At 54.9% G+C, this 23218-nt stretch carries 22 protein-coding genes; 9 read left to right on the forward strand and 13 right to left on the reverse strand.

The annotated features are described in order from the left end of the window. Positions 1-31: 31 nt before the first annotated feature. The 5 genes from ACZ0AI_RS06265 to paoC all read left to right on the forward strand — a co-directional run bounded on the left by ACZ0AI_RS06265 (position 32) and on the right by paoC (position 5571). The gene (locus ACZ0AI_RS06265) at positions 32-1201 is read left to right on the forward strand and encodes an aldo/keto reductase (protein ID WP_463565028.1); all 1170 of its coding nucleotides are present in this window, start codon (positions 32-34) and stop codon (positions 1199-1201) included. 112 nt (positions 1202-1313) lie between these two features. Beyond that, a complete protein-coding gene (locus ACZ0AI_RS06270; RefSeq protein WP_463565029.1) occupies positions 1314-1736 on the forward strand; it encodes a carboxymuconolactone decarboxylase family protein in 423 nt (140 codons plus the stop codon). 51 nt (positions 1737-1787) lie between these two features. Further along, positions 1788-2429, forward strand: a complete 642-nt coding sequence (gene paoA, locus ACZ0AI_RS06275; protein WP_179484605.1) for an aldehyde dehydrogenase iron-sulfur subunit PaoA — start codon at positions 1788-1790, stop codon at positions 2427-2429. Then, a complete protein-coding gene (locus ACZ0AI_RS06280; RefSeq protein WP_463565030.1) occupies positions 2426-3382 on the forward strand; it encodes an FAD binding domain-containing protein in 957 nt (318 codons plus the stop codon). Before paoA ends, ACZ0AI_RS06280 begins: the two co-directional genes overlap by 4 nt. Continuing rightward, positions 3379-5571 carry an aldehyde oxidoreductase molybdenum-binding subunit PaoC gene (gene paoC, locus ACZ0AI_RS06285; protein ID WP_463565031.1) on the forward strand — a complete coding sequence of 731 codons (2193 nt, stop codon included), beginning with the start codon at positions 3379-3381 and terminating at the stop codon, positions 5569-5571. The genes ACZ0AI_RS06280 and paoC overlap by 4 nt, the downstream gene beginning before the upstream one ends. A gap of 350 nt (positions 5572-5921) precedes the next feature. Here the strand turns inward: paoC and ACZ0AI_RS06290 are convergent, their stop codons facing one another. The 3 genes from ACZ0AI_RS06290 to ACZ0AI_RS06300 form a co-directional block, all read right to left on the reverse strand. Further along, a complete protein-coding gene (locus ACZ0AI_RS06290; RefSeq protein WP_463565032.1) occupies positions 5922-6416 on the reverse strand; it encodes a nuclear transport factor 2 family protein in 495 nt (164 codons plus the stop codon). Between the two features lie 140 nt (positions 6417-6556). Continuing rightward, positions 6557-6967 (reverse strand): VOC family protein, encoded by a 411-nt coding sequence (locus ACZ0AI_RS06295; RefSeq protein WP_463565033.1) that lies wholly within the window; start codon positions 6965-6967, stop codon positions 6557-6559. Positions 6968-7126: 159 nt separating this feature from the next. Further along, the gene (locus tag ACZ0AI_RS06300) at positions 7127-7867 is read right to left on the reverse strand and encodes an SDR family NAD(P)-dependent oxidoreductase (RefSeq protein ID WP_463566061.1); all 741 of its coding nucleotides are present in this window, start codon (positions 7865-7867) and stop codon (positions 7127-7129) included. A gap of 156 nt (positions 7868-8023) precedes the next feature. On the opposite strand from ACZ0AI_RS06300, the gene ACZ0AI_RS06305 reads away from it, so the two are divergent. Next, positions 8024-8626: a TetR/AcrR family transcriptional regulator gene (locus ACZ0AI_RS06305; RefSeq protein ID WP_463565034.1), complete on the forward strand. Its 603-nt coding sequence runs from the start codon at positions 8024-8026 to the stop codon at positions 8624-8626. Between the two features lie 32 nt (positions 8627-8658). Here ACZ0AI_RS06305 and ACZ0AI_RS06310 read toward each other — a convergent pair whose 3' ends face one another. The 3 genes from ACZ0AI_RS06310 to ACZ0AI_RS06320 are packed head-to-tail and all read right to left on the reverse strand — an operon-like array spanning position 8659 to position 10796. Continuing rightward, positions 8659-9636 carry a saccharopine dehydrogenase family protein gene (locus ACZ0AI_RS06310; RefSeq protein ID WP_463565035.1) on the reverse strand — a complete coding sequence of 326 codons (978 nt, stop codon included), beginning with the start codon at positions 9634-9636 and terminating at the stop codon, positions 8659-8661. Beyond that, positions 9633-10034, reverse strand: coding sequence for a VOC family protein (locus tag ACZ0AI_RS06315; RefSeq protein ID WP_463565036.1), 402 nt, complete (start codon positions 10032-10034; stop codon positions 9633-9635). Before ACZ0AI_RS06315 ends, ACZ0AI_RS06310 begins: the two co-directional genes overlap by 4 nt. An 18-nt stretch (positions 10035-10052) precedes the next feature. Further along, positions 10053-10796, reverse strand: coding sequence for an SDR family NAD(P)-dependent oxidoreductase (locus ACZ0AI_RS06320; RefSeq protein WP_463565037.1), 744 nt, complete (start codon positions 10794-10796; stop codon positions 10053-10055). A gap of 137 nt (positions 10797-10933) precedes the next feature. Here ACZ0AI_RS06320 and ACZ0AI_RS06325 point away from each other — a divergent pair, with 137 nt between their 5' ends. Together ACZ0AI_RS06325 and ACZ0AI_RS06330 are read left to right on the forward strand one after the other, a co-directional pair. Further along, positions 10934-11827: an AraC family transcriptional regulator gene (locus ACZ0AI_RS06325; protein ID WP_463565038.1), complete on the forward strand. Its 894-nt coding sequence runs from the start codon at positions 10934-10936 to the stop codon at positions 11825-11827. A 451-nt stretch (positions 11828-12278) separates the two neighbouring features. After that, positions 12279-12644 (forward strand): hypothetical protein, encoded by a 366-nt coding sequence (locus tag ACZ0AI_RS06330; protein ID WP_463565039.1) that lies wholly within the window; start codon positions 12279-12281, stop codon positions 12642-12644. A gap of 365 nt (positions 12645-13009) precedes the next feature. On the opposite strand, the gene ACZ0AI_RS06335 is transcribed toward ACZ0AI_RS06330, so the two are convergent. The 4 genes from ACZ0AI_RS06335 to ACZ0AI_RS06350 all read right to left on the reverse strand — a co-directional run bounded on the left by ACZ0AI_RS06335 (position 13010) and on the right by ACZ0AI_RS06350 (position 18523). Further along, positions 13010-13972: a hypothetical protein gene (locus ACZ0AI_RS06335; protein WP_141566775.1), complete on the reverse strand. Its 963-nt coding sequence runs from the start codon at positions 13970-13972 to the stop codon at positions 13010-13012. Between the two features lie 470 nt (positions 13973-14442). Further along, positions 14443-14649, reverse strand: coding sequence for a hypothetical protein (locus ACZ0AI_RS06340; protein WP_003279917.1), 207 nt, complete (start codon positions 14647-14649; stop codon positions 14443-14445). A gap of 221 nt (positions 14650-14870) precedes the next feature. After that, the gene (locus tag ACZ0AI_RS06345; protein ID WP_003282989.1) at positions 14871-16619 is read right to left on the reverse strand and encodes a UvrD-helicase domain-containing protein; all 1749 of its coding nucleotides are present in this window, start codon (positions 16617-16619) and stop codon (positions 14871-14873) included. Then, complete coding sequence (locus ACZ0AI_RS06350) at positions 16616-18523, reverse strand: ATP-dependent nuclease (RefSeq protein ID WP_003282991.1); 1908 nt, start codon at positions 18521-18523, stop codon at positions 16616-16618. The genes ACZ0AI_RS06345 and ACZ0AI_RS06350 overlap by 4 nt, the downstream gene beginning before the upstream one ends. 289 nt (positions 18524-18812) lie before the next feature. Between ACZ0AI_RS06350 and ACZ0AI_RS06355 the strand changes: the two genes are divergently transcribed. Further along, positions 18813-19397 (forward strand): DUF6338 family protein, encoded by a 585-nt coding sequence (locus ACZ0AI_RS06355; protein ID WP_036991525.1) that lies wholly within the window; start codon positions 18813-18815, stop codon positions 19395-19397. A gap of 827 nt (positions 19398-20224) precedes the next feature. Here the strand turns inward: ACZ0AI_RS06355 and ACZ0AI_RS06360 are convergent. The 3 genes from ACZ0AI_RS06360 to ACZ0AI_RS06370 all read right to left on the reverse strand — a co-directional run bounded on the left by ACZ0AI_RS06360 (position 20225) and on the right by ACZ0AI_RS06370 (position 23197). Further along, the gene (locus tag ACZ0AI_RS06360; protein WP_463565040.1) at positions 20225-21130 is read right to left on the reverse strand and encodes a hypothetical protein; all 906 of its coding nucleotides are present in this window, start codon (positions 21128-21130) and stop codon (positions 20225-20227) included. 78 nt (positions 21131-21208) lie between these two features. After that, on the reverse strand, positions 21209-21949 hold the full coding sequence (locus ACZ0AI_RS06365; RefSeq protein WP_463565041.1) for a hypothetical protein: 741 nt from the start codon (positions 21947-21949) through the stop codon (positions 21209-21211). A gap of 444 nt (positions 21950-22393) precedes the next feature. Further along, the gene (locus ACZ0AI_RS06370) at positions 22394-23197 is read right to left on the reverse strand and encodes an inositol monophosphatase family protein (RefSeq protein WP_463565042.1); all 804 of its coding nucleotides are present in this window, start codon (positions 23195-23197) and stop codon (positions 22394-22396) included. Between the last annotated feature and the right edge of the window lie 21 nt (positions 23198-23218).

The following is a 23218-nucleotide window of genomic DNA, read 5'->3' on the forward strand; positions in this document are numbered from 1 at the left end:
TGGAAATGGATCTAGACCAAAAAAGGAGATCTTGAGCGTGCCATCAAAAAATGAATTTCCAATCAGCCGGCGCAAGTTGCTAGGTGTAGCTGGTGGGCTGGCGGCGATGCCACTGGTAGCTAGCACCGGGGCTTTTGCTTCTACCTCTCTGTCCAGCAGCGCGATCCCAGCTGCCAGCGACAAGCCCATCTCCGCAGGCAAGCGGCATCTCGGTTCTCTGGCGGTTTCCAGTGTTGGCCTTGGTGTTCAAAACATGAGCCGCACCTATCAAACCACTATTCCCAGCCGCCCTGAGATGCTCAATATCATCCGCAGGGCGTTCGATCAGGGCATCACATTTTACGACGCAGCGGAGGCCTATGGCCCCCACGAGGTTGAGCGAATCCTCGGGGAAGGAGTCGCGCCGATTCGAGACAACGTTGTTATCGCCAGCAAGTTTGGCTGGAACATCGATCTAGAGACCGGACAGCGCCTGCCAGGACTAAACAGCCGCCCCGAGCACATCAAACTCGCCGTGGAAGGCATGCTCAAGAGGCTGAAAACCGATCGAATCGATCTGCTTTACCAACACCGTGTCGACCCGCAAGTACCGATCGAAGACGTCGCTGGAGCCGTCCAACGTTTGATGTCAGAGGGAAAAGTTCTGCATTGGGGCCTTAGCGAAATGGGGCCTCAAACCTTACGTCGCGCCCACGTAGCGCTGCCGTTGAGCGCGGTGCAGAACGAGTACTCAATGCTATGGCGCGGGCCCGACAAAGAGATCATTCCACTGTGCGAAGAGCTGGGAATTGGCTTTGTCCCATGGAGTCCAATGGGCGTTGGTTTCCTCACTGGCGCAATCGATGCCAGGACGCGCTTCGCCGAAGGCGATATCCGCCAGGTCGAGTCGAGATTCTCGCCAGAGAACGTCCCCCACAATCTTGGTTACGTGGAGCTGCTCAAGCGTTGGTCTGAACGCAAAGGATCAACGCCAGCACAGATTGCACTCGCGTGGCTTATGGCTCAGAAGCCATGGATTGTTCCCATTCCCGGCACTACTCAGATGGCGCACATGCTCGAAAACCTCGGCGCATCTGCCGTCACCTTCACCAGCGGTGAAATCACTGAACTGAACCAGTCTGTGGCCGCGATTGAGACACATGGTGCTCGTCTTCCCGACCAAGTATTGGTGTTTTCTGGAGTAGAGGCGCCAACGAAGTAGAACGCGTTTCTTGATGTTGGGGCAGGAGATGCGTTCCAGGGGGCATCAATGCTCTGGCCCTTAAGATTCTCATCACGCACTAAGAACCGTCTAAAGGCGAAGGAGAGACTGAATGAAAAAGTGCATACCTACCGTACTCGTAACGCGGAATCTTTTGATGATCGTTGGTGCATTGGTTGCGTTTAACTCCAATGCGCAGACAAAGCCAACAGAGCCTCAAGCCAATCAAACGCGAGCACAACAGCTCATGGGTGATATTGCCCCCAAGATGGCTGAGCTGACTGACGAGGTATTGTTCGGCGATGTGTGGGAGCGCCCCGAACTGTCGAAGCGCGATCGCAGCTTGGTCACGGTAAGTGCTCTTATTGCGATGAATCGACCAGAGCAGCTCCGATCTCATCTGGCTCTTGCGAAAAAGAACGGGCTGACCGAGAAGGAATTGGTCGAGGCAATGACTCATTTGGCGTTCTACACCGGATGGCCAAATGCAGTAAGCGCAATATCGGTGGCGAAGGAGGTTTTCGCGCAGGAATGAGCCGGCCAGCCGTGCCGAGACAGCCACCTATCTAAGATGAGGATCCGACCAATGATCGATCTTTCTTCAGCGCGCCTTTCCCGTCGCGGCTTCCTGATCCTGGGTACCGTCTCAGCTTCAGCGTTGATACTGCCTCCGTTCCTAACAGCCGAAGCAACTGCTGCAAATCGATATCAACCATTTTCATCGAGGCTGTCACTGACCATCAATGGTCGGCAGCGTCAGCTCGACGTAGATACCCGAACGACTCTGCTGGACACATTGCGCGAAAACCTTGGGTTAACGGGCACTAAGAAGGGTTGTGATCATGGCCAGTGTGGCGCCTGTACTGTCATCGTCGATGATCAGCGCATCAATTCCTGCCTGACGCTCGCGGTCATGCATGAGGGAGCGTCCATCACCACCATTGAGGGATTGGGTACCCCTGATGCATTGCATCCCTTACAGGCGGCCTTCATCAAGCATGACGGTTATCAATGTGGTTATTGCACGCCAGGACAGATCTGCTCTGCAGTAGCAGTGATGAAGGAGATCAAGGCCGGGGTACCTAGCCATGCAAGCTCATCACTGATCGATGCACCTACATTCGAGCCACGAGAAATTCGCGAGCGTATGAGTGGCAATATCTGCCGCTGTGGCGCCTACCCCAACATCATTGATGCAATCACCGAAGTTGCGGAGGCCAGCGCATGAGACCATTCAGCTATGAGCGCGCAGGTTCTCCAGCGGAGGCAGCTGCTGCGGTTGCAAACATGGTCGGTGCAAGATTCATCGCCGGCGGTACCAATCTGCTTGACTTGATGAAGTCTGGGATCGAGGCGCCGACCCACCTGGTCGACATCAACGGTATCGGTCTCGATTCGATCGAGGATACCCCTGAAGGCGGGCTGCGAATTGGCGCGCTCGTACGCAACACCGACCTAGCAGCTGATATTCGAGTAAGGCGCGATTACAGCGTGCTTTCTCGGGCTCTGCTCGCAGGTGCATCGGGGCAACTACGCAACAAAGCCACCACTGCCGGGAATCTGCTGCAGAGAACCCGGTGCCCCTATTTTTATGACACCAACATGCCCTGCAACAAGAGGAGCCCAGGCAGTGGATGCGCTGCGATAGGAGGTTTCACTCGGCAGCTGGGAGTGATTGGTACCAGCGAAGCGTGCATCGCCACCAACCCAAGTGACATGGCGGTCGCCATGCGCCTACTCGACGCCCAGGTCGAAACCGTTCGCCCAGATGGATCAACACGTTCTATCCCAATGGCTAATTTCCATCGTCTGCCTGGCGCTACCCCAAACATCGAGACAGCGCTTACGCCTAGCGAACTCATCACTCACGTGACATTGCCTCGGCCATTGGGCGGTACTCATATCTACCAGAAGGTACGAGACCGGGCTTCGTACGCTTTCGCTTTGGTGTCGATTGCGGCAGTGCTGCAGCGCGACGGGACTGGACGAGTAGCAGTCGGAGGCGTTGCTCATAAGCCATGGCGGATTGAGCCCGCAGAAGCGGAACTGCCGAACGGGGCGAAAGCGGTGTCAGCTCGGCTCTTCGCCAGCGCTGTGCCGACCCATGAAAACGAATTCAAAATCACGTTGGCTGAACGCACACTGGCCGGAGTGCTGGCAACTGGGAGGGCTTCGGCATGAACTTCGATTCTCCCGCGTCCAAAAACCCTATTGATCAGCTGAAGGTGGTCGGACAGCCAGTTGATCGAATCGACGGCCCTCTGAAGACTACCGGGCAAGCTAAATACGCCTACGAACAACAAGATGTCGTGGCCAATCAGGCTTACGGCGTAATTGTCGGTTCATCAATTGCTAAAGGCAGCATCCTGTCGATCGATACCGAGCAGGCACGGCAAGTGCCTGGTGTACTTACCATCGTCACCTTTCAAACCGTACCCTCTCTGAAACCCGGCGACTTTTACTCCGCCATGGCGTTGGCGGGCCCGAAGGTCGAGCATTATCACCAGGCGGTAGCCGTCGCCGTGGCCGATTCGCTTGAGCAAGCGCAGGCCGCTGCAGAACTGATTCGAGTGACGTACCAGCGAGTGCCGGGTCAATACGAACTGTCAAAGGTTCTAGATACAGCTGATGTCGCATCTGGTAGCCCAGATACAGATATCGGTGATTTCCAAGCGGCGTTTCGAACCAGTGCTTTTCAGGTCGACCAACGCTATAGAACCCCTGATCAATCCCACGCGATGATGGAGCCGCACGCGACAGTTGCTGCTTGGGACGGTGACCGGGTAACCCTGTGGACATCGATCCAGATCATTCAGTGGGGTATGAGGGATCTGTCCAAGGTATTGGGGATATCAAGGGAGAATATCCGCATCGTTTCACCTTATATCGGGGGCGGATTTGGCGGTAAGGCAAGTGTTCTGGCGGATGCGGTATTGGCTGCAGTCGCCTCGCGCCAAGCCAAGCGTCCGGTGAAGATCAGTCTTTCTCGATCGATGATGTTCAACAACACCACTCACCGCCCCGCAACCATTCAGCGAGTGCGACTCGGGGCCGACGGTAACGGCGTTCTGCAGGCGATTGGTCACGAGACATGGTCGGGAAACCTTCCGGGTGGCCCAGCCGAAAAGTCAGCTCTGCCAACGGCGTCTCTCTACTTTGGCGAAAATCGCATGACGCGCACGCGCCTGGCGATACTGGATCTTCCCGAAGGGAACGCAATGCGGGCTCCCGGAGAAGCACCAGGGCTCATGGCCTTGGAAATTGCCATGGACGAGCTGGCCGAAAAGGTCGGGATCGATCCTGTCATTCTGCGACTTAGGAATGACACACCTATCGATCCTACATCCGGGAAACGTTTCAGTACTCGTCGTTTCGCCGACTGTCTTCGTATCGGAGCAGAGAGGTTTGGTTGGTCTGCGAGAGCTTCGATACCAGGAAGTAAATCCGACGGTGACTGGCTTGTTGGATACGGTGTCGCAGGTGCTGTTCGCGGCAACAACGTGACCAACTCCGGAGCAAGAGCCAGGCTGGGTTCGGATGGAATTCTCACCATCGAAACGGATATGACCGACATAGGAACCGGGAGCTATACGATCATTGGGCAAACAGCTGCCGAAATGCTCGGTATTCCATTGGAAAATGTCCGGGTCAAACTCGGGGATTCTAATTTCCCGAAAGCGTCAGGCTCTCTTGGCCAGCGTGGCGCGAACAGTTCGACGTCAGGTACTTATGCCGCTTGTGCAATGTTGCGTGACCGCATCGCCCAAGTAGCAGGCTTCCAAGCTGGCGAGGTCAGCTTTCAAGATGGGCAGGTAATACAGGGAGATCGGCGCGTATCGCTATCGGAGATCGCTAGCAAAGGAGAACTGGTTGCTGACGACACCATGATATTCACCGAAAAGCGCGACGAACTAGAGCACCAGACATTCGGCGCTCATTTCTGCGAGCTACGAGTGCACCGCTATACCGGCGAGGTGCGGGTAGATCGTATGCTCGCAGTCTGCGACTGCGGCAGGATTCTCAACCCCAAAACTGCACGTAGCCAGGTCATTGGTGCTATGACGATGGGGCTGGGGGCAGCGCTGATGGAAGATCTCGTTGTCGATCACCGGATGGGTTTTTTCGTCAATCACGACCTAGCGAGCTATGAGGTGCCTGTTCATGCAGACATTCCCGATCAAGAGGTCATCTTCATTGACGAGGTTGACGAAAACTCGTCCCCGATGAAGGCGAAGGGTGTCAGTGAGCTAGGTATCTCGGGGGTAGCCGCTGCAGTTGCTAATGCCATCTATAACGCCACCGGCATACGCACGCGCAATTACCCGATCACGCTGGACAAACTAATCCAGCATCTGCCACCTATCACATAGATGCAGCGGCCATATATCGCGCAGAAAACGCCTACACGGGAAAGGAGTACAAGAATACCTTGAGCCGCAGCGATAGCGACGTTGCGGCTATATGGCCAAGAGAGTATTTGTCATCGGTTAGTAATGACCGTTTTTGGCCGAAAGCTGCCTGCCGTCACTGGCTGCAACCGGCTACGAAGCTGCCCTTAGCGACCGGCAGAGGCGGACGCTCAAGAATGCAGCAACCGACGTCCAGCCCTTCGTTGCGCAAACTGGCTACTGCCAGCCCACCACAGATTCGGTCGCGACCGACTACCCACACGGAAAAGCGCAATTCTGCTAGCCCCTAAGGGAATTAAGAACAATGCCCGTCAGGCGGTCTGCGCTACCACATCCCTCTGGGCCCCTTTGACATGATGTTGAAGGCCCCCTGCAAAACGCAGCGTGACCTCCCGCCGGGTGAAGCGCCATTCCCCGTCAATCCGCTCAAACTGATCAAGGTACTTGCCAGTGCAGATAGGCTGTAACGGGAAGTCATCGACCTGCTGATGAACTGTATAGTAACTGTCCGAACTCGCCCTTTCATCGGATGGGTCCACATCAATGAGCTGGTTAGTAATGGAGTGCCACGTACGCGGAGTGCCATCCCCATGGACGAGAAGACCTGCGTTGAAAAACGCCAGCAGTCCTTCGACAGTCGATGCCTCGTTGCCTAGCACATGAATAACGGCATGTTTTAGAACCTCTGCCACGCCCTCAAAGTCACCGTTGTCGAGACGATGGATATAGGTGGCGTGGAGGCGATGGATCGCGCTCTCGGCATCCAGGCGTGCCACGAGATCCCGTTGGTTGATGCTGTCAGTCATACCAATTGCTCCAAGGATAATGTCGGTAAACAAGAGCCATTTTGGAGCCCCCTCGGCGAATAGCTCGACGCGATGATATGGCTGGTCGCATCGCTGGCTAAGAACGACGCCAGTTAAACACCCGTTGTGGGCTCTGGCGCTTAAGTCGTCAGCTGGCAAACAGCCTCCAGATTCGCTCCGTCAGGTCCAATTACATAGGCCGCGTAATAATCAGAGTGGTACTCAAGCCTGATCCCTGGTGCGCCGTTGTCCTTTCCGTTAGCCGCCATGGCAGCCGCATGGAACGCATCGACCTCCTCATGAGTCTGCGCGATCAGCGCGATATGGGCCCCGTGGCTGGGGACAGGAGCGTGGTGCAGCCAGAGGAATGGCTTTCCTGCGAAACCGAACCCCAGTCGCCGTGGCGTCGATTGCGGAGGGTCGGTCTCGATGCTCATCATCAACGTGATCCCCAGCGGCTTGAGCGCCTGTTCGTAGAAATCACGTGCATACAGAATGTCCGACACACCGATGCCCATATGATCGATTGCCGACCCAGCAAACTTACTCATCAGGTAACTCCTTAAGGCGCCGATTGTTCGGCAGATTCGTAAATTCGCTACCTAAGGCGAGCATCGCCGACAGCACGGCGCGGCTGTATTAGGAGCAGGTTAGGTTTTCCTAGGGTTTTATGGAGAACAGCGAGGGTCAAAGCGGCTACTCCTAGCCGATCAGACCTGGGAGGCGCCGCCGTCGGCGAACAGCTCGGCCCCGTTGATGTAGCTCGACGCATCGCTCGCCAGAAAGAGCGCGGCTTGGCCGATCTCATGCGCCTGGCCGATCCTGCCGAGCGTGCTCTTCTCCTTGAATACATCGATCACCTGCTGCGCGTTTTCGCCAAGCACGTCGCGCAGTGATGGGGTGTCCACCGGCCCCGGGCTGAGCAGGTTGATGCGTACGCCTGAGCCTTTGATGTCAAGAATCCAGCTCCTCACCATCGCGCGTAATGCCGCCTTGGTGGCTCCGTAGACGCTCATGCCAGGCCCAGGATTGATCGAAGAAGTCGAGCCGATGATGACGATGCTACTGCCCTCGCCCATCAACGGCAGCGCCCCCTGAACGGTGAATGTGGTGCCTTTGACGTTGGTCGCGAACACCCGATCGAAACCCGCTTCAGTGATTGCCCCCAGAGGCTCGACTTCACCCATCCCGGCATTGGCGATCAACACATCGATACGGCCATGGACTGCGCTTATGTGCGTGAACAGCTCGTCAAGGTCGGCAGGGTTAGAAATGTCAGTCCGCACGGCAGAGGCATTCCCACCGAGGCGGCTCACGGCTTCGTCGAGCTGAGGCTGGCGGCGACCGGTGATGATCACCTCGGCACCTTGACTGACGAACACTTCGGCGATCGCGAAGCCTAGGCCCGAAGAACCGCCAGTGATCAGCACAACCTTGTTTTTTAACTGCATGAAAAATACCTCAATGATTGAATATGTAGCGAACACTACATAAACCCTGGACTGCTCGCAAGCTATTTAGCGATCACTAAATTAACGTTCAAAGCATCGCGATTGAACATGGATGTAGCGATCGCTAGAGTTGTCGTATTGAGATGAGAGATATCCATGAACGAAAAACCCAGGCAGCGCCGCCCCGCCTTTGACCGGGAGCAAGGGATAGCCATCGCACAGGCACTGTTTCATCAGCGCGGTTTCGACGCGGTCAGCCTGGCCGACCTGACCGAGGCCATGAACATCAAGCCGCCGAGCTTTTACGCCGCCTATGGGAGCAAGGCCGAGCTGTTCGAACGTGCGATGCATCGCTACGCCGGCGAAAACGCGCTACCGATGGACAGACTGCTGGCACCGGATCGACATCCCGCCGAAGCGCTGACCGCGCTGCTTGTCGCCGCTGCCCAGCAGTACGGACGAGATAGTGCTTTGCGGGGCTGCCTGATCACCGAAGGCTTGCGCGCGGACGATCCAATCGCTCGAAACATGGCTGAAAAATTGGGCGACGCCGGAATCCAGGCGATCCGCCGTTACTTGAACCAGGTCCGCCCGGACGCTGCGCAGACCCTGGCTGACTACATGCTGATCACCCTGCGGGGGCTGTCTGCGGCGGCATGCAGCGGCATGCCCGGCGAGCGTCTGGTAAACGTGGCACGGATTGCAGGAAGATTTATTGCCCATGAGTTCGAGGTAAACGACAGCGCTGTGGAATCCTGAGCAAACTGCATTGCCGCTATCGCCCGATCGATTCAGCGATCAGTGATGGTCGTACCGGCAATGCGCTCGGCGAATCCAATTCCCAGCAGCTTTGCCGGTGTCTGGAAACCTGGTCGTCGCTCGCCACCCAATACGCAGCGTGCAGCCTCCATGGCAGCGATCGGCGTGTAGGTGTAGCCGTTGACGGTCTCGATAACTGAACGCGCCATGGTGCCGTCAGCGCCGGTTACTTCGGCCACTGCCCGGGCGCGATGAGCTTCACGCTGGCGCGCGTCTGGGCCGTCGGGAAGCTGTGAAAGGTCTCCTTCGGGAAAGGGATCACCGGAAAAATGCACAAACATTGAAATGTTGGGAATGCCGGTCGAATGCCAACCGGTGACCAGATCACCAAACGACAGCGGTGCACAGAGTTCTTGGCCTCCGCCAAAATCGAAGTGTCGCGGTTGCGCATCAGGAGTTGGCACGAGCTGTCCGTCAATCCGGGCCAGCAGCCCCGCTCCAACAATTTCGCCCACGCTCAGTGCCGAGCCACGTGACATGGAACCCGCGACCCGCAGGGCCATGTTCAGCGACTGCGGATTCTTCACCCGACGAGCGACATGCACCGCCAGGCAGTCTGTCGGCACCACGTCCCAGCCGACGCCAGGCAGAAGCATGACCCCTGACTCAGCCGCCTCAGCGCCTAATCGCTCGGCCAACCGATATACATTGATCTCGGCTGTGATATCCAGATAGTCGACTCCGGCCTTGATACAGGACCGCATCAAGGCATCGGCCGTACTCGCGAAGGGTCCGGCGAAGTTCACCAGAACGCCGATGCCTTCCAGAGACCCAGCCGTCAGTGAACCAGTCGCGAACACGCGATAGGGAACGTCCAGCTGTGCAGCCAGATCGCGCAGCTTTTCGTCGCTACGCCCGGCAAGGACAACGTCCAGCCCTTGTGCCTTGGCATACTCCGCCGCCATGCGCCCCATGTAGCCGGTTGCGCCATAGATCATTAATGTCTTCATTGGATGTGCTGCCAGTTCTTGTAGACGAATTCCAGGCTGTATCCGTCAGGATCCAGAACATTGGCCGCGTAGTAGTTGGGGTCGTAGTGCAGACGCGCCGCCGGTGCGCCGTTATCGACCGCTCCATGAGCCATCGCGGCCGCATAGGCCGCTTCAACTTGAGCTTTGCTGTATGCGACAAAACCGACATGCACCGCTCGGCCTTCGACATCACCCTGGCGTAGCCAGAAAAACATCCGGCCATTGGCGCCGAACCCTTTCAGGTCCGGGTGCCCAGGCGGGCCATCCTTGCCGTCGTAGTCCAGGCGCGCGGTGATACCAAGCGGCACCAAGGCCGCCTCGTAGAAACGGATGGAGCGCTCAATGTCACTCACAGACAGAAAAATATGATCCAGCATGGCACGTCTCCCGATCGTTCAGATTATGTAGCCGCCCGCGACTTCAATGGTCTGGGCGTTGATCCAAGCCCCCTCCTCGGACAGCAACGTGGCGATGACACGGGCCACATCTTCGGGCTCACCAACTCTGCCCAGCGCCGTTTGCGCAGCCAGCATCGCCTCGAACTCGTCATTAAGCCCGCCACCCAACTCGGTTCGAATCGCCCCAGGTGAAACCGCATTGGCACGGATATGCCGATCGCCGAACTCCTTGGCCATATAGCGCGTGAGCACTTCCAGCCCACCTTTGAACGCCGCGTAAGGTGCCACTCCTGCGGTGGCCACACGCGTGGTGGCGCTGGTCAGGTTGACGATGCTGGCGTTTTCTTCCAGTAGTGGCAGCAAGGTCTGCGTCAGGAAGAAAGGGCCCTTGAGATGAACATTAAACAGACCATCGAACTGCGCCTCGCTGACCGATGCCAACGGGTTGAACAGGCCGTAACCGGCGTTATTCACTAGGCCTGCTAGGGTGCTTGCGCCCCATGTCTTCTGGAGCGCCACCAAGACGGCCTCGCGGAACGATTCGAAACTTCCGACATCCGCCACGTCGAGTTTGAGCGCAACGGCCCTGCTGCCCGCTTGTTCGATGCGCCGCACCACCTCGTTCGCATCGTCCGGATGCTGGTTGTAGGTAAGGATGATGCCCATACCGCGCCGGGCGGCGTGCTCTGCTGCACTGGCGCCAATCCCTCGACTGCCTCCGGTAATGACGATTATGCCCATGACGTGTTCCTTGGCCGATGAATGAGCCTCCACGTTAAGGGACCTCGTCATCGCGAACGCAGCAGTTCCTACTCGAAACCTGCCTGTTTCTGCTTTTTGCTTGCGCCACTCCCGTTCTGCCCTTCAGCATGGGCAGCATGAACGATCAGCTTAAAGAACTCCGTATCCTCGCCGCCAAGGCTGAAAACCGCCGCACAGAGACGGGCATTCCACGCGTCGCTATGGTTCAGGGCAAAATCCCTGAGCATATGCTGGCGGCTGTCTATGACCCTATGATCAACCTGATTCTGCAGGGCAGCAAAACCATGACTGTGGGCGACAGCACGCTGCGGTACGACCCGGCGACCTATTTCGTCATGTCCATTGAGCTGCCCGCGGTGGGCACGGTGCATCCTGCGCCGACTGGCGAACCCTATCTAGCAATAAGCCTGACGCTTGACCCCACCGTGTTATCTGCACTGCTGGCTGACCTGCCCAAACCTGTCGATCGCCATGAAAGCGATCCTGGCTTCTCAGTGGCAGCCGTAACGCCCGAACTGATGGACGCATGGGTTCGCATGTTGCGATTGATGGGCAATCCGGACGCCATCGCAGCCCTGGCACCTGCTTATGAGCGCGAGATTCTGTTTCGCGTACTGCAAGGCCCCAACGGCTGGATGCTGCGGGAAATCGCAGCGCCGGATACCGCCATGGCCAGAGTGAACATGGCCATCCAGTGGATTCGTCGAGATTTTGCTGAGCCCATCAGGGTTGAAATTCTGGCGCAGAAAGCAGCGATGAGTGTCTCCGCTTTTCATCGTCACTTCAAAGCTGTGACGACCTTAAGTCCTTTGCAGTATCAAAAGCGCGTGCGTCTGCTACAGGCGCGGATGCTCATGGTTGCCAGCGGCAAAAGCGTTACAGCCGCAGCTTTCGAGGTGGGCTATGAAAGCCCGACGCAATTCAGCCGGGATTACGCTCGGGTATTTGGCCTTCCTCCTGCCAGGGATGCAGGAAGAATTCTCGCTGAAACGAAGGCATTCAGAAACTAACTTGTAGAAGGAGACGCACATTCCTGGGGCTTTTGCCTAAGCGAACAGTGATAGGCAGCAAAGGCAGCAATCGGCCAAAAGCGGACTTATAGAGGCTCGGATGCCTTCGAGGTCGGAGTCAATGGATCGCACAAGCCTATGGCCGCCATCATTGGCCAGTTTGACCAACCCATCCTGTGCCCGATGTAGCAAGCCGGCGCGCCATTGCCGAAGCAGTCGTAAGCAGGGGAGTCTCCAAGGAAGAGGTCAGCGAGATTGTCGAGAAGGCACCTCGTGAGGACCGCAAGGCCCATAAGAAAAAACCGACCACCTCAGCTGCTAGGCGAGGCATCTCCACCCCTGGGCATTCCCGGCTGTATCTGCCGAGTGATTGTCGTTCTGGCGGCTGCTGTAGAATCCACGATCTGGGGATTCCCAAACAATGCATACGTCGAGTCACAAGGAATTTTTGATGCTGAGCAAAGGGCAAAGGCTTGAACTCTTTTATGAGGCGCTGGAGAAGGCACCTCGTCCATCCAGCCCTCAGGAGTCGAGGGCTACTGCTGCGAGGGTCTTGGAGCAGATAGAGAATGAACACGCTCCCGACGGCCAGGAGAAAATGACGGTTCCGGAGTTGGAGCACAGGTTTAATGTTCCGTATGGCAGAGGTGGCGTCTACATCCCGCTCATCAACGGCGAGATCCACATCAACGCCACTGGCGCGACCGGCTATCACGACTCCAACAAGGGTATACCCTTGTATCGACTGGTGCTGGAGTCTGCCGACGGCACTCCTTTCGAGCCGATCCCTGACTTCAAATATCCACTCCGCTCTTGAAGTCTGAGTCCTCCTGCCGCACGGCGGCGCCTATCTGATCAACGCCACAGGCCAGCCCCCAGGCTCACCTCGAAGGCCTTACGGCTTCACGACATTCACCGTGGTCATGCGTTTCCGGCGCTTCTCGTTACCAGCACTACGCCCGGCAAGCTCCTGCAGCGCCTGAGGTTCCAGCAGTTCCCGCAACGGGGTCAGATCGTAGAGATTGGGTTCGCTTCGATCGTGAGTGCGATGCGCTGTTGAGTGCATGCATGGCAATTGACGAGTCTCTGGCCCTGCTGTCGGGTCTCTACGCCTAGGGGCTGGTCCCTGTCTTTACGGCCTGATAACCAAAGGTGCTCAGTTGCTGCGCCTCCGCGAAACCGTCAGGTGAAGTTGAAATACTTTGGGTAGACGGTGTTCAGATAGCCCTTGCACCGGCCGGTGATGAAGGCGTGAGCCTCCTGCAGGCTCATGGCCGTTTCAGTGTTCTCACGTTCGCTCAGCGCCTTCAGACCGTGGCGCGCGTCGTAGCCCACGAGCGAGAAGTTGTTGGCGTTGTTGGTGAATCTGCCTCTTTCGGCCTTTGTTCCAGGGATCTCCTTCCCCTTCAGCTTTGCATGGGTTTCCATCGTTTCAAGCAACTTGTAGTAGTTGGACCAGCTCGCCTCGAATCCGAGGTACTTCAGCATCATGTAGATGTCCTCATTTTCGGTGGCGAGGATCAGCAACCCCAGGCGAGGTGACATCTGCAGGGCCTTGCCCAGCTGTTCTTCCCACTTGTGCTGATGCATGCGTGGCCGGCCCAACAGTGCAATCACCCGTGCCTGCTGCCTACGACTTACCCTCTTTCCGAGAAAGTAGATCTCACGAATAGACTGCTTCCTTGCCTGGAAGGAGAACAGCTCGCTGGCACCGTTGAAGATGTTCACTAGCTCATAGGCCAGCTGCCAAATCACCTCTGGGTCCCGCTGATCATTGAAGTACAGCGAGTTGAAGCTGTAGTCATTGCTTGGGCAGTCATTTACGTGATCTATCCCACCCCAGATTCTGAAGTAGTCCGGTGAACCACCACGGCCAGTCATGCCGTAGAGATCCTGGCCATCACCGGTTAACTCAACCTCCCAGTCTTCTTGCTTGAAAAGCGCTTCGTAGCCAGCCTTGGCATCGGCAAAGTCATCACTTGTAGCATCCAACTGGGGAAGCGGCGTCCCGTGCACTGCTGACTCCTGACCACGCAGAAACATCTTTGCAGCCGCGTCCGTTGCATCACACACAGTCATTCGCACACCGTCACGAACAACGAAGTCTTCTTGGCTATCGGTCGCCCCGTGTGGGTTTTCGATCATTCAGTCACCAGTCTTGCGGCATCTGTCATTGAGTTAGGGAAAAGGGCCATATGCTGCAGGTAACGTTCCTGCTGGGACGGCCGACTTAGCTGAGTATGATGGCATCTTTGAACGTACTCACGCGACGCTTCCACCTACCCACGCAATTACTGGTGGGCCACCGATCCAAGCTTCGGAGCTTTCGACGCGGGAGACGATCAACATCATATTCAGGGCCCGCGGGGCAAATTCGTCATGGCCGGCACAAAAACTCCAAACTCAGTAGGGATCAAACCGCGACTCGTGAGCCTAGCGACCAAGTCACCGGCCGACGGGGCGTGGCGCTGGGAGATCAAAATCGATGTTTTTCGATTTTTGGCACGCATCGATGGCCGGGTCGTGCAGTTGTTCACCAAGAATGGCCATGATTGGACGAACAACGTGCCCCGCCTCGCACGTAGCCTTGCCCGGCTGGCTGGCTGGCTGTGCACTCAGTATGCTTGGACGGCGAAATTGTGTTTCAGCAAGAGGATGGTCGGCCAGTTTTCCACGCGCTTAGACCGGCCTTCGATTCCGGCCAGACGCTCTATTGGTTCTGGCCGATTGCTGCTGGTCACGACGGGCAGCGACCGGCCGAGGCTGTGTAAAAACTTTTTTGAGCGCGACAGGTACTCAAAACCGGACTGGAAATCGCGCATCTGGGCGAAATCCACATCTGCTGACGCGCCGATAAATTTCAGATTTCACGTAGAGATGCGCACTTCAATTTTGACGAAGCGTTTTTACACACTCTGGGCCAGAAGCAGTCGCTCAAAAGTGTTTAGGAAGACAGGGCGAATAAGGGAGCAGCTAGAAGCCCCCCAATCGCTGCTATCTAATGGGCGATCGCGGCAGAGAAGCACGTTATGTACAGCGTCGATCAGTCAACGATCTCAAAGCCCAAACCAGCTATCCGATCTCGCTCGTCTGGCTTCAATGCTTTGACCCCCCAAATGAGTAAGTGTCGGGGTCTCGAGCTGGCGACGTAAGCGAATCGTGCAGCTTCCGAAAGCGGATCTTGCAGCCAGTCCTTCCAGTTTCCCTGGGAGCCAGCCTTGAGCGAAGAGAGGAGCACTGTAGCGTCATGGGATTCGCCTTTAACCTGGTGGATGGTGGCGACCCTATGGTTGGAGATGGATTGCTGCCCTACTTGAAGTAGTTGTTTGGCGAGCGCGTCAGCTCCTTTACCTGCGGGGGCAGACAGACTCATGCCCCTAAGTCCCTCTAGCAGCGGCACAATAGCTCGCGGTACGAACAGCTGATCAGGGAGCGACTGTATCACCCGCTTTGTTTGAGCTGCCCACTCTTTCCAAGTGAGCTCAAGATTCGAGGCGCCGCAACTGCTCAGGAACTTGAGACATTGGAAGATGAACTGGCGCCATTCCAGATTCGACTCGACCTGTATGGGGCATGAGAGACTGCCCGGCGAAACGTCAAAGCTCAGCTTGGAAGCCAACCATTCCGCAAATAATTTTAGCGCCTGCCGTACCTCCTCAAGGTTTTGGCTCTCGATCAAGACGCATGACAGGGCCAATTCTTCTATGGCCGCAAGCTCAGATGTTCCGCGGGTGAAGCGCTGGAGCGTTGTGTACCCTCGAGCAACAACGACGACGTTTTGGTAAGCATGTGTGAGCTCGGTTATCTTCGGAGTGAGTTCCGATGGACATTCTTGGTACTGAATCAGTAGGGGCTTCAAGGGTTCGATGCCTGGATTCCCCGCGCTTCTTGCTACACGCAGCAGATCACTGCAGAGATCTACGATGGCTTGGCCGCTTCTCCAGTTAGCTGTCAGCGCGTACTCAGTAAAATTGAGCTCCTCAAGCAGTATGCGAACCCTGGCAGGATCTGACTTTCGGAATCCATAGATGGATTGGTTCAGATCACCCACGAAGTGAAATTTCATGCCTCTTCGGGCCAGCTGCCGGACAATCGATAGCTGCTCAGCAGACAAGTCTTGGCACTCATCAATGACCACTATGGGGAATCTGCGAACCACCTTCGCAAAATAGCCCTCGAAAGCAGCGTCTCTCAGGGCTTTGAGCGCAAGCATGTCTATGTCGCGATATGTGGCAAATCCCCCACGCCAAAATCGTCGCTTGGTCTCGGTTAGGTCATCAATCATTTCAGGGCTTTGTTCAACGGCGTTCAGCTTGACCTCGGTCAGATCCCCCGTCGTGAATTCGAAGCGCCTAGTCACAATGTCATAGTCGTACTTGCAGGCAGATATCCTCCTTTCACCGATCTTGGTACGGGTCAGGTAAATGTTGGAGCTCTTATCGAGTAGCCTGATCCTGTAATCGCCATCACGACCCGGATACCCTGTCAGGTGGGTAGCGATATTCCCTACGACGTGGTTCAGCAGAAAACTGTCAAAAGTTGAAACGCGGTGCGGATGCGGTAGCGCTTCGCCCAGGTGCTCATGCAGCCGATCCTTCAGCTCATCGGTCGCGCTGTTGCTGAAGGTCAGAACCGCAATGCCCGATGGTGACCGCTGCCATACCCGAGAGGCGTTCGCGATCATCGCGGCGACTACCTCGGTTTTCCCACTCCCAGGGCAAGCTCGCAGGTATACATGCTCACTCAGCGATGCCCTGATATAGGCCCGCTGTTCCGGGGTGAGAGGCGTCATTCGTGTTTCTCTAGCGTGAGCTCACAGGCCCACAGTACGGCATCACGAATGTAGTTGGGAACGAGGAACTCACCCTCCTGGTTCGCCGCCAGTTCATCTGCCAGGATCTGTGCGTAGAGCCCCTTGCCCATGTCATCTGAGTCGATGCGCTCTAAGAGCTCCCACGCGTAATTCGCCCGTTCCTGATTCCCCATCTCTGCAAACTTGAGCTCTGATCTGGCGTGAAGCCCCTTTTTCACTGGCCCCTGAGTAGGCCAGTAGCTGGATGCAGCTTTAAACATTCGGGCGAGATTGTTCCCCTCAAGTGCGAGGTCATACTCGAACGTCTTGTAGCTTCCGGCAAACAGCCTTCCATGCTCAGATTCCGCAATCAGTGGAACGAGCTTGAGGGCGTGGTTTTCACCCGCCATGAAGCTATCGGCGTGTGGAAGATAAGGGACTGCAGTCTTCTTGCCCTCGGCATCCTCAACTGTCTCTACGGATTTCGGTGGATCGTTATCAGTTAGCCCCGCACATCGAACCGGAATGTTTAGGCTTTTCGGCTCCCCATCGACATCGCAAAACAGCTGCATGAAGTGCTTGAAGTAGATGCCGTTCAGGTTAATCACCGAGACACCAAAGTCCTCTAGGGTGTTGCGCCCCTCCCCATTTTCTTTCAGGACAATTCGCGCAAGCTCAGGAACAACAATGGCCTCAGCGATGCCTTCGACGAGGATTACCCCCCTCGAGAAAAGCAGGTTAGATTTGGTTACGTCGAGCCAGCGATCAATGAATTTCCTGCTGGGATCTGAGAGGCCACAGCTGCGCAACGGTACTGCTACCGGTGCGTCCTTCCGCGACAGATGAATGATGTTCTCCACCGATACAGCAGAGGATATGACTGTCGAGTGAGTGGTCACGATGACCTGGATCCCTTGCTTCTCCGCGACAGTTTTCAGATGTTTGAGCAGGCGAATCTGAAGCTGCGGGTGCAGATGTGCTTCCGGCTCCTCGATCAGCAGTAGCCGTAGGTAAGTATCTTCTCCGCGATCCTCGTCAGCCTCCAGGATCAACTCGGCCAAGATCGAGGCGATGTATAAGAGGTTGTTGTAACCCAGGCTATTTTCTTCAAGCGACCTGAACTGGGTCGCGGCCGCCTCACTCAGGTCGGGGTAATACAGGAGCCTCAGACCTTCGACGATTTTGGAAAAGTTGACCTCAGAAAACTGAATGAGAGTGCCCTGGGATAAGTTCATGCCCAGCGCTTGCTTGAGGTTGTCCCCAATTCGCTTATTGGCCTGCTTGATAGCGTACTTATCGCTCTCAGAAAGCTCTTTGTTGAAGTCGCCAACATACTGCTCCAATGGATGGGCAGTGCCTTCCTTTCGACAGGCGTCCAGCTCCTTGCGACACAGAGCCTTCAATAGCCGGGCAAGGCGAGATTGCCTCCCTTCACGAAGCTTTATCTCAGCATCGCGTAGTGGTGGAAGGTAGATGCAATGAATTAGGTCGAGCGTTTCTGGATCGACCGGTTTCACGCGCTGATGCCCCCCCAAAATCTGATGCCGGTAACGGCCGCGGGACTCTCGGTTGATTGCGTCGAAATTGAGTTTGGCTTCCGGATCCTTGCCGCACCAATCTATGAAAGCGGTGCTTTCCTCCTGGTTTAGATCGCTGAAGGTAGCCGCAATACGCATGGTCTCGGTAGGCACCGCGTCCGCTTCAAAGCCGCGATAGAAATCTCGCTCGTGGATCGAGCGCTTGCCTGACTCCGAGTCATTGAACAACTGGCGTATTGCGCTGACGACGCCAGTCTTACCGGCTCCGTTCTCTCCAACTAGCACGTTCAGTCCATTGTGGAATTCGATAGAGAAACCAGCGTTGAAGCACTTGAAGCCATCGATCTCTAACGCTCGCAGAAACATGAAAATCCCTTCACACAGAGTCAAACGGAGGTAATGCTGACTTAGCTTCTACACAACCTAGATCGTGCACAATAGCGCGGAAAAAGCCCTCGTGGATTGCCCTGGCGCAAGGGAGTGCGGATAGCAGCTTCAGCAGCCGGCGCCAGTGGCTAGCGAAATTACGGATAGGTGCCTGTCTGGCGCCTTCTTGTGGGACATGCCGATGGGCAGCCGTTCCCTTGTAGGCAGCAGGTGCATGAGCCAACGAGGCGGAGGTATAGTCGAAGCGACTGATAAGCGGATGGTCGGAATGGAAGACCTAGCCACAAAAATAATACCTCTCGTGCAATTCCTTATCCCCGGATTTGTAACCACGGTGATCTTCTATTGGCTTTCTGAGTCACCAAAGCCAAGCCAATTTGAAAGGACGATTCAGGCTCTAATAGGCACTGGCCTGATAAGCATCCTGGTGCTCGGCATTGAGCTGTTCGCAAAGTGGATAGGGACTAACTGGCAGGTTTTGGGGCCGTGGAATGACTACGTCGCCACCATTTGGTCGGTTGTATGCGCGATTCTCCTAGGTCTGTCCTTGGCGTTTGCTGCCAACAACGACACGTTGTATGCGCTGGCACGAAAGCTTCGCTTCACCTCCCGTGCTTCGTACTCCGAATGGTGCCTCGTCTTCAGGAAGTACCCTAAACGTTGCCTAGTGCTACATTTGCTGGATGGGCGGCGGCTATGCGGGTATCCAAGAGTTTGGCCAACGGATCCAAGCACAGGGCATTTTTTGCTCGAACAGGCAGCGTGGATTGTTGATGACACTTACTATGAGTGTTCGGGTGAGTTCGTTCTGATTGGAAATAGTGACATCCATTTCGTTGAGGTTCTGAAGTAGGAGTAAGCCTGTGAGCGATTCAGAGAAGATGGTCAGTTCGCCTGGCTCAGGTGTACAGACTAATGGAGCAAATCCCCCAGCCCCAGCAAATGTCCGCCCTGCGATGGCGCCGACAGCCCCGCCGCCGCCTAAGAAATGAGTGGTGAACTGTATGGCTAGCAGAACTGATCAGGGGAAGTCTGGTTGGGTGGGTACTCAGGATGGCATTAATGTAAATCCGCCTGCTCCGACAAACATTCGACCGGCTCAGCCTCCGAAAGCACCGCCCCCGCCACCGAAACGAGATTCGAAATGACGAAGAAGATTGGTGGCAACCCTGGCTCCCCGGTTCAGGGTGGGGTCAATAAAGAGACGACAAGCCAAAGGCCTTCTGCGCCGCCTTCAGCACCGCCGCCACCGCCTAAAAAAGGTGGGTGACAACCCACGCCTGAACCACGTTGGTTTGCTAAGTATTGTTCTTGACCCATATGGGGTAGCCAGTGTCCGCTTATGGCCGAGGCTGTGTAAAAACTTTTTTGAGCGCGACAGGTACTCAAAACCGGACTGGAAATCGCGCATCTGGGCGAAATCCACATCTGCTGACGCGCCGATAAATTTCAGATTTCACGTAGAGATGCGCACTTCAATTTTGACGAAGCGTTTTTACACACTCTGGGCCGGTAGCTGCATGTCGCCACCGGCTGCAATCGGCCAAAAGCAGCACTACGATGTGGATATCTAGTTCGGGAGGGTCCCAAGCAACTCACAGAGTGTATGGGCGCTTGAAAGTAAGCAGCTCTAACGTGGTAAAGTCACTCATTCCCTGGAAAATCCACCTTCACAAATCATCAAATAAATGACAAATACTTAGATATTGCGTCAAGCTTATGATTGGGCTTGAGCTTTCGGCCCAAATAGCAAAACTCCATTAGCGAGTTAAATTCATCAGCTTCGGTTGAGCTTTCATGGATGTGCCCCTTACGCTTGAATAAATCCATGGCGCTTTCAAAATCATTGTAGAGCAGTCCATTCTCTTCAAGAGTAGACGCGACCTCTGTCAGTCTGTCCATACAGCAATCAAACATATTGGGCGCATTATTCATAACATCGCGCGCTACCGCTGCGCCAAGATTTTTTTTGATTTCCTCTATACCCTTCTCGGTAAAAGCTGGCATTTCAATCAAAGATTCTTTCTGTTCTTCAACCCACTTCTGGGCCTGCGCAAGGTCAAAAGCTTTTAGTATAACCAGGGAGTATTTGTCAATAACCGAAATATTGTGCGAATCAAGGTGGTTTAATTCCTTTAGCGCTTTATAACGAATGATTGGTGGCAGTATAGAGAACGCTGAAACTATTTCTTCATGATGTCCGAACGTGTGTTTGGTGAAGAAATCCACAAACAGATAAGCATACATATCAAACAAAGCATCAAATGCCTGTTCTACGTCACAATCTGTTATTGGGCCGAGTTCTTGAGTGTGAGTGCACTTGTTTCCCATGCTTCGAATTTTTTCAATTGCCAAGCTCAGTGACTCGTTTCCGCGGCTAGCACTCTTCAATCCTGATTTTACTGCCTCATCACCTAGCATCATGCGTTTGTTTGTAGGCAGGTCCAGAATCCGGCGCACTATGACTTCAGCATATTGCCTGATGGTTGATATAACTCCTCTGTTAGATCTACCATCTATGTAGAGTGCATCATTGAGCAAGTCGGCAACCAAGTCGCTATAAGCTTTGTTGTCAAAATTGTGCATCGAAAGTCCCTCTCTCATTATTGTGTCGTGATTTGATGGGTGGTAAATTATTTGGTGTGGCTTTAAATGGCCTGATTTTTATTCCTGGGGTTTATTTTCTTGCTTGTCCAGAAATGCGGACAGATGCTCACTCTTTACTAAATTGCTTGCCTTGCTGAATTCTTCAAATTTTTGTGCGGGCAGGACAATGTAAGGTAGATCGGTTTTACCGCGTATTGACCCTAATTGGTAAGCATGGGTTTTTGGTATCTGCTTATCAATCTTTATGAAGATAAACATGCCTCCAACAAGTAGCCGGTAACCATTCATACCTTCCTGTCGATCTGGTTTTGGTGTGCGATATGCAAAAACTCCGTCATCCTTATCGTGGCTCTTCAGGCGAAACAGCAGAGCATCAATACTCGCTGGTATTGGGCTTTGGTTGAATGCGATATTTCTTAATATTTCACCATAGGGGCCTAAATCAATTCGGCCATTCTGCTCGGAAGCAACGCTATATTTCCACAGGATGCCTGCAGCAAATCGCAATATATCATCCCCCGCCGAACCTGGCAGCGCGTAGCTGCCAATAGCAGCACCTATTGCAGAACTTCTTATTTTTCGGAATGTTTGAGCAGCAATGTTTTCAAGTTTGCCCAAGCTGTTGTCGCAGTCTTTGCAGAGTATGTCTTTCTCGAAAATCCCAGACTGGGTATGATCAAAATCCTCAGGGCTTCTGACTAAGGCGTGAGCTTTTCCTACTTGCACCTCTCGGGCAAAAGTTTTTGGTAGAAGGTGGGATTTTATTGTGGGTGTGATTCCGCAAATAAGACAGCTCATCAGAGGGTTCCGTTTCTGGGGTAATAGAGCAGGGCTAATCGGGTATTTCGAGAAGAATCAGTCTTAGATAATGTATCTTCGGCCCTTGCGGCAGATAGTAGCATTTTGCTTTCATGAAAAAAATTCAGGGTTCGGTACGGAGAGATCGTATCTGCCGAAAGTTTCACTCTCTGACGGTTCAAATAGGTTATCCAAGGATCAGCTCAGTCATCTGGTTCCCTGCTCGGCCTACCTAATCAGTGGCTGCATTTGGCCGATCGCTGCCCGTCGTCGTGCAGTTTCGCGCGCCATAAAAAAACCCGCCATCAAGGCGGGCTTTCAGGTGTCTCCAAGGGGAGGCTGGTGCCAACTAATTCTCGGAGCAAGCAAGGTAAGGCTACTCGCTTTCTCGACTAGGTGCTAACAGCAAAATTGCTGGGTTACCGACCAAGGATGATGTAGGACTTATCGAAACAGCCGCCCCCAATCCCTAGATACAAGCTGCCGACAGGCATCGAGAGCTCCCCCAAAACATCGAGATGAGGCGAGCTTCATTCTAGACTCCGACTCGTAACAAACGGGGCTACCATCTTGATCGAGTAGCACGCCGCAGGCGCCGATCAACAACGCATGGCCTCCCACAACATCATGTGCAGATACAGCAACCAGAGAGACACCAGCTACCGCATCTCCTACGGCAACACGAGCAAGACGGTAGGCGATACTTGGCATAGGAACAAAGCCGGCTGGATCGCAAAGCTCAGCATTAAGAGCAGGCTGTTTCAATGCGCCAATACTTACTAATACAGCGCTCCCAGGCTGCAATCGCAGTTGCGATAGGACGTTCGCTACGGCTCGTCCATTGCGAATGAGGCTAGGCATTCCCTGTGCCCATGACACGCAATCTCTTCCGCGATCCGACGTAATAGGCGCATAAACCACTCCGAGCACAGGGGTGGCGTTGCACAAAAGACCTACGGAGACGGCTGACCCTGGACGTCCTTGCAGGAAGTCAGCGGTTCCGTCGTTTGGATCAACCACCCAGCAGTATTTATTGCCGGTCATACGGGGCGCCGTCTCTTCACCCCAGAAGTCACAATCAAGAATTTCTAGTAGCCCCGCACGCAACACCTCTTCGATCTCGATATCAATAAGCGCTTTGTCGCCCACGCCTCGCGGCCCATCTACACGTGACCACTCTGCAGATAGAAGCTCGCCCGCCATCAGAACTCTGTCGACCACTGAAGGCAATACTTCCATAAATTTCATAGCTCTCCTGTCGAACTGATC

It is taken from the genome of Pseudomonas sp. AC355 (assembly GCF_979258205.1).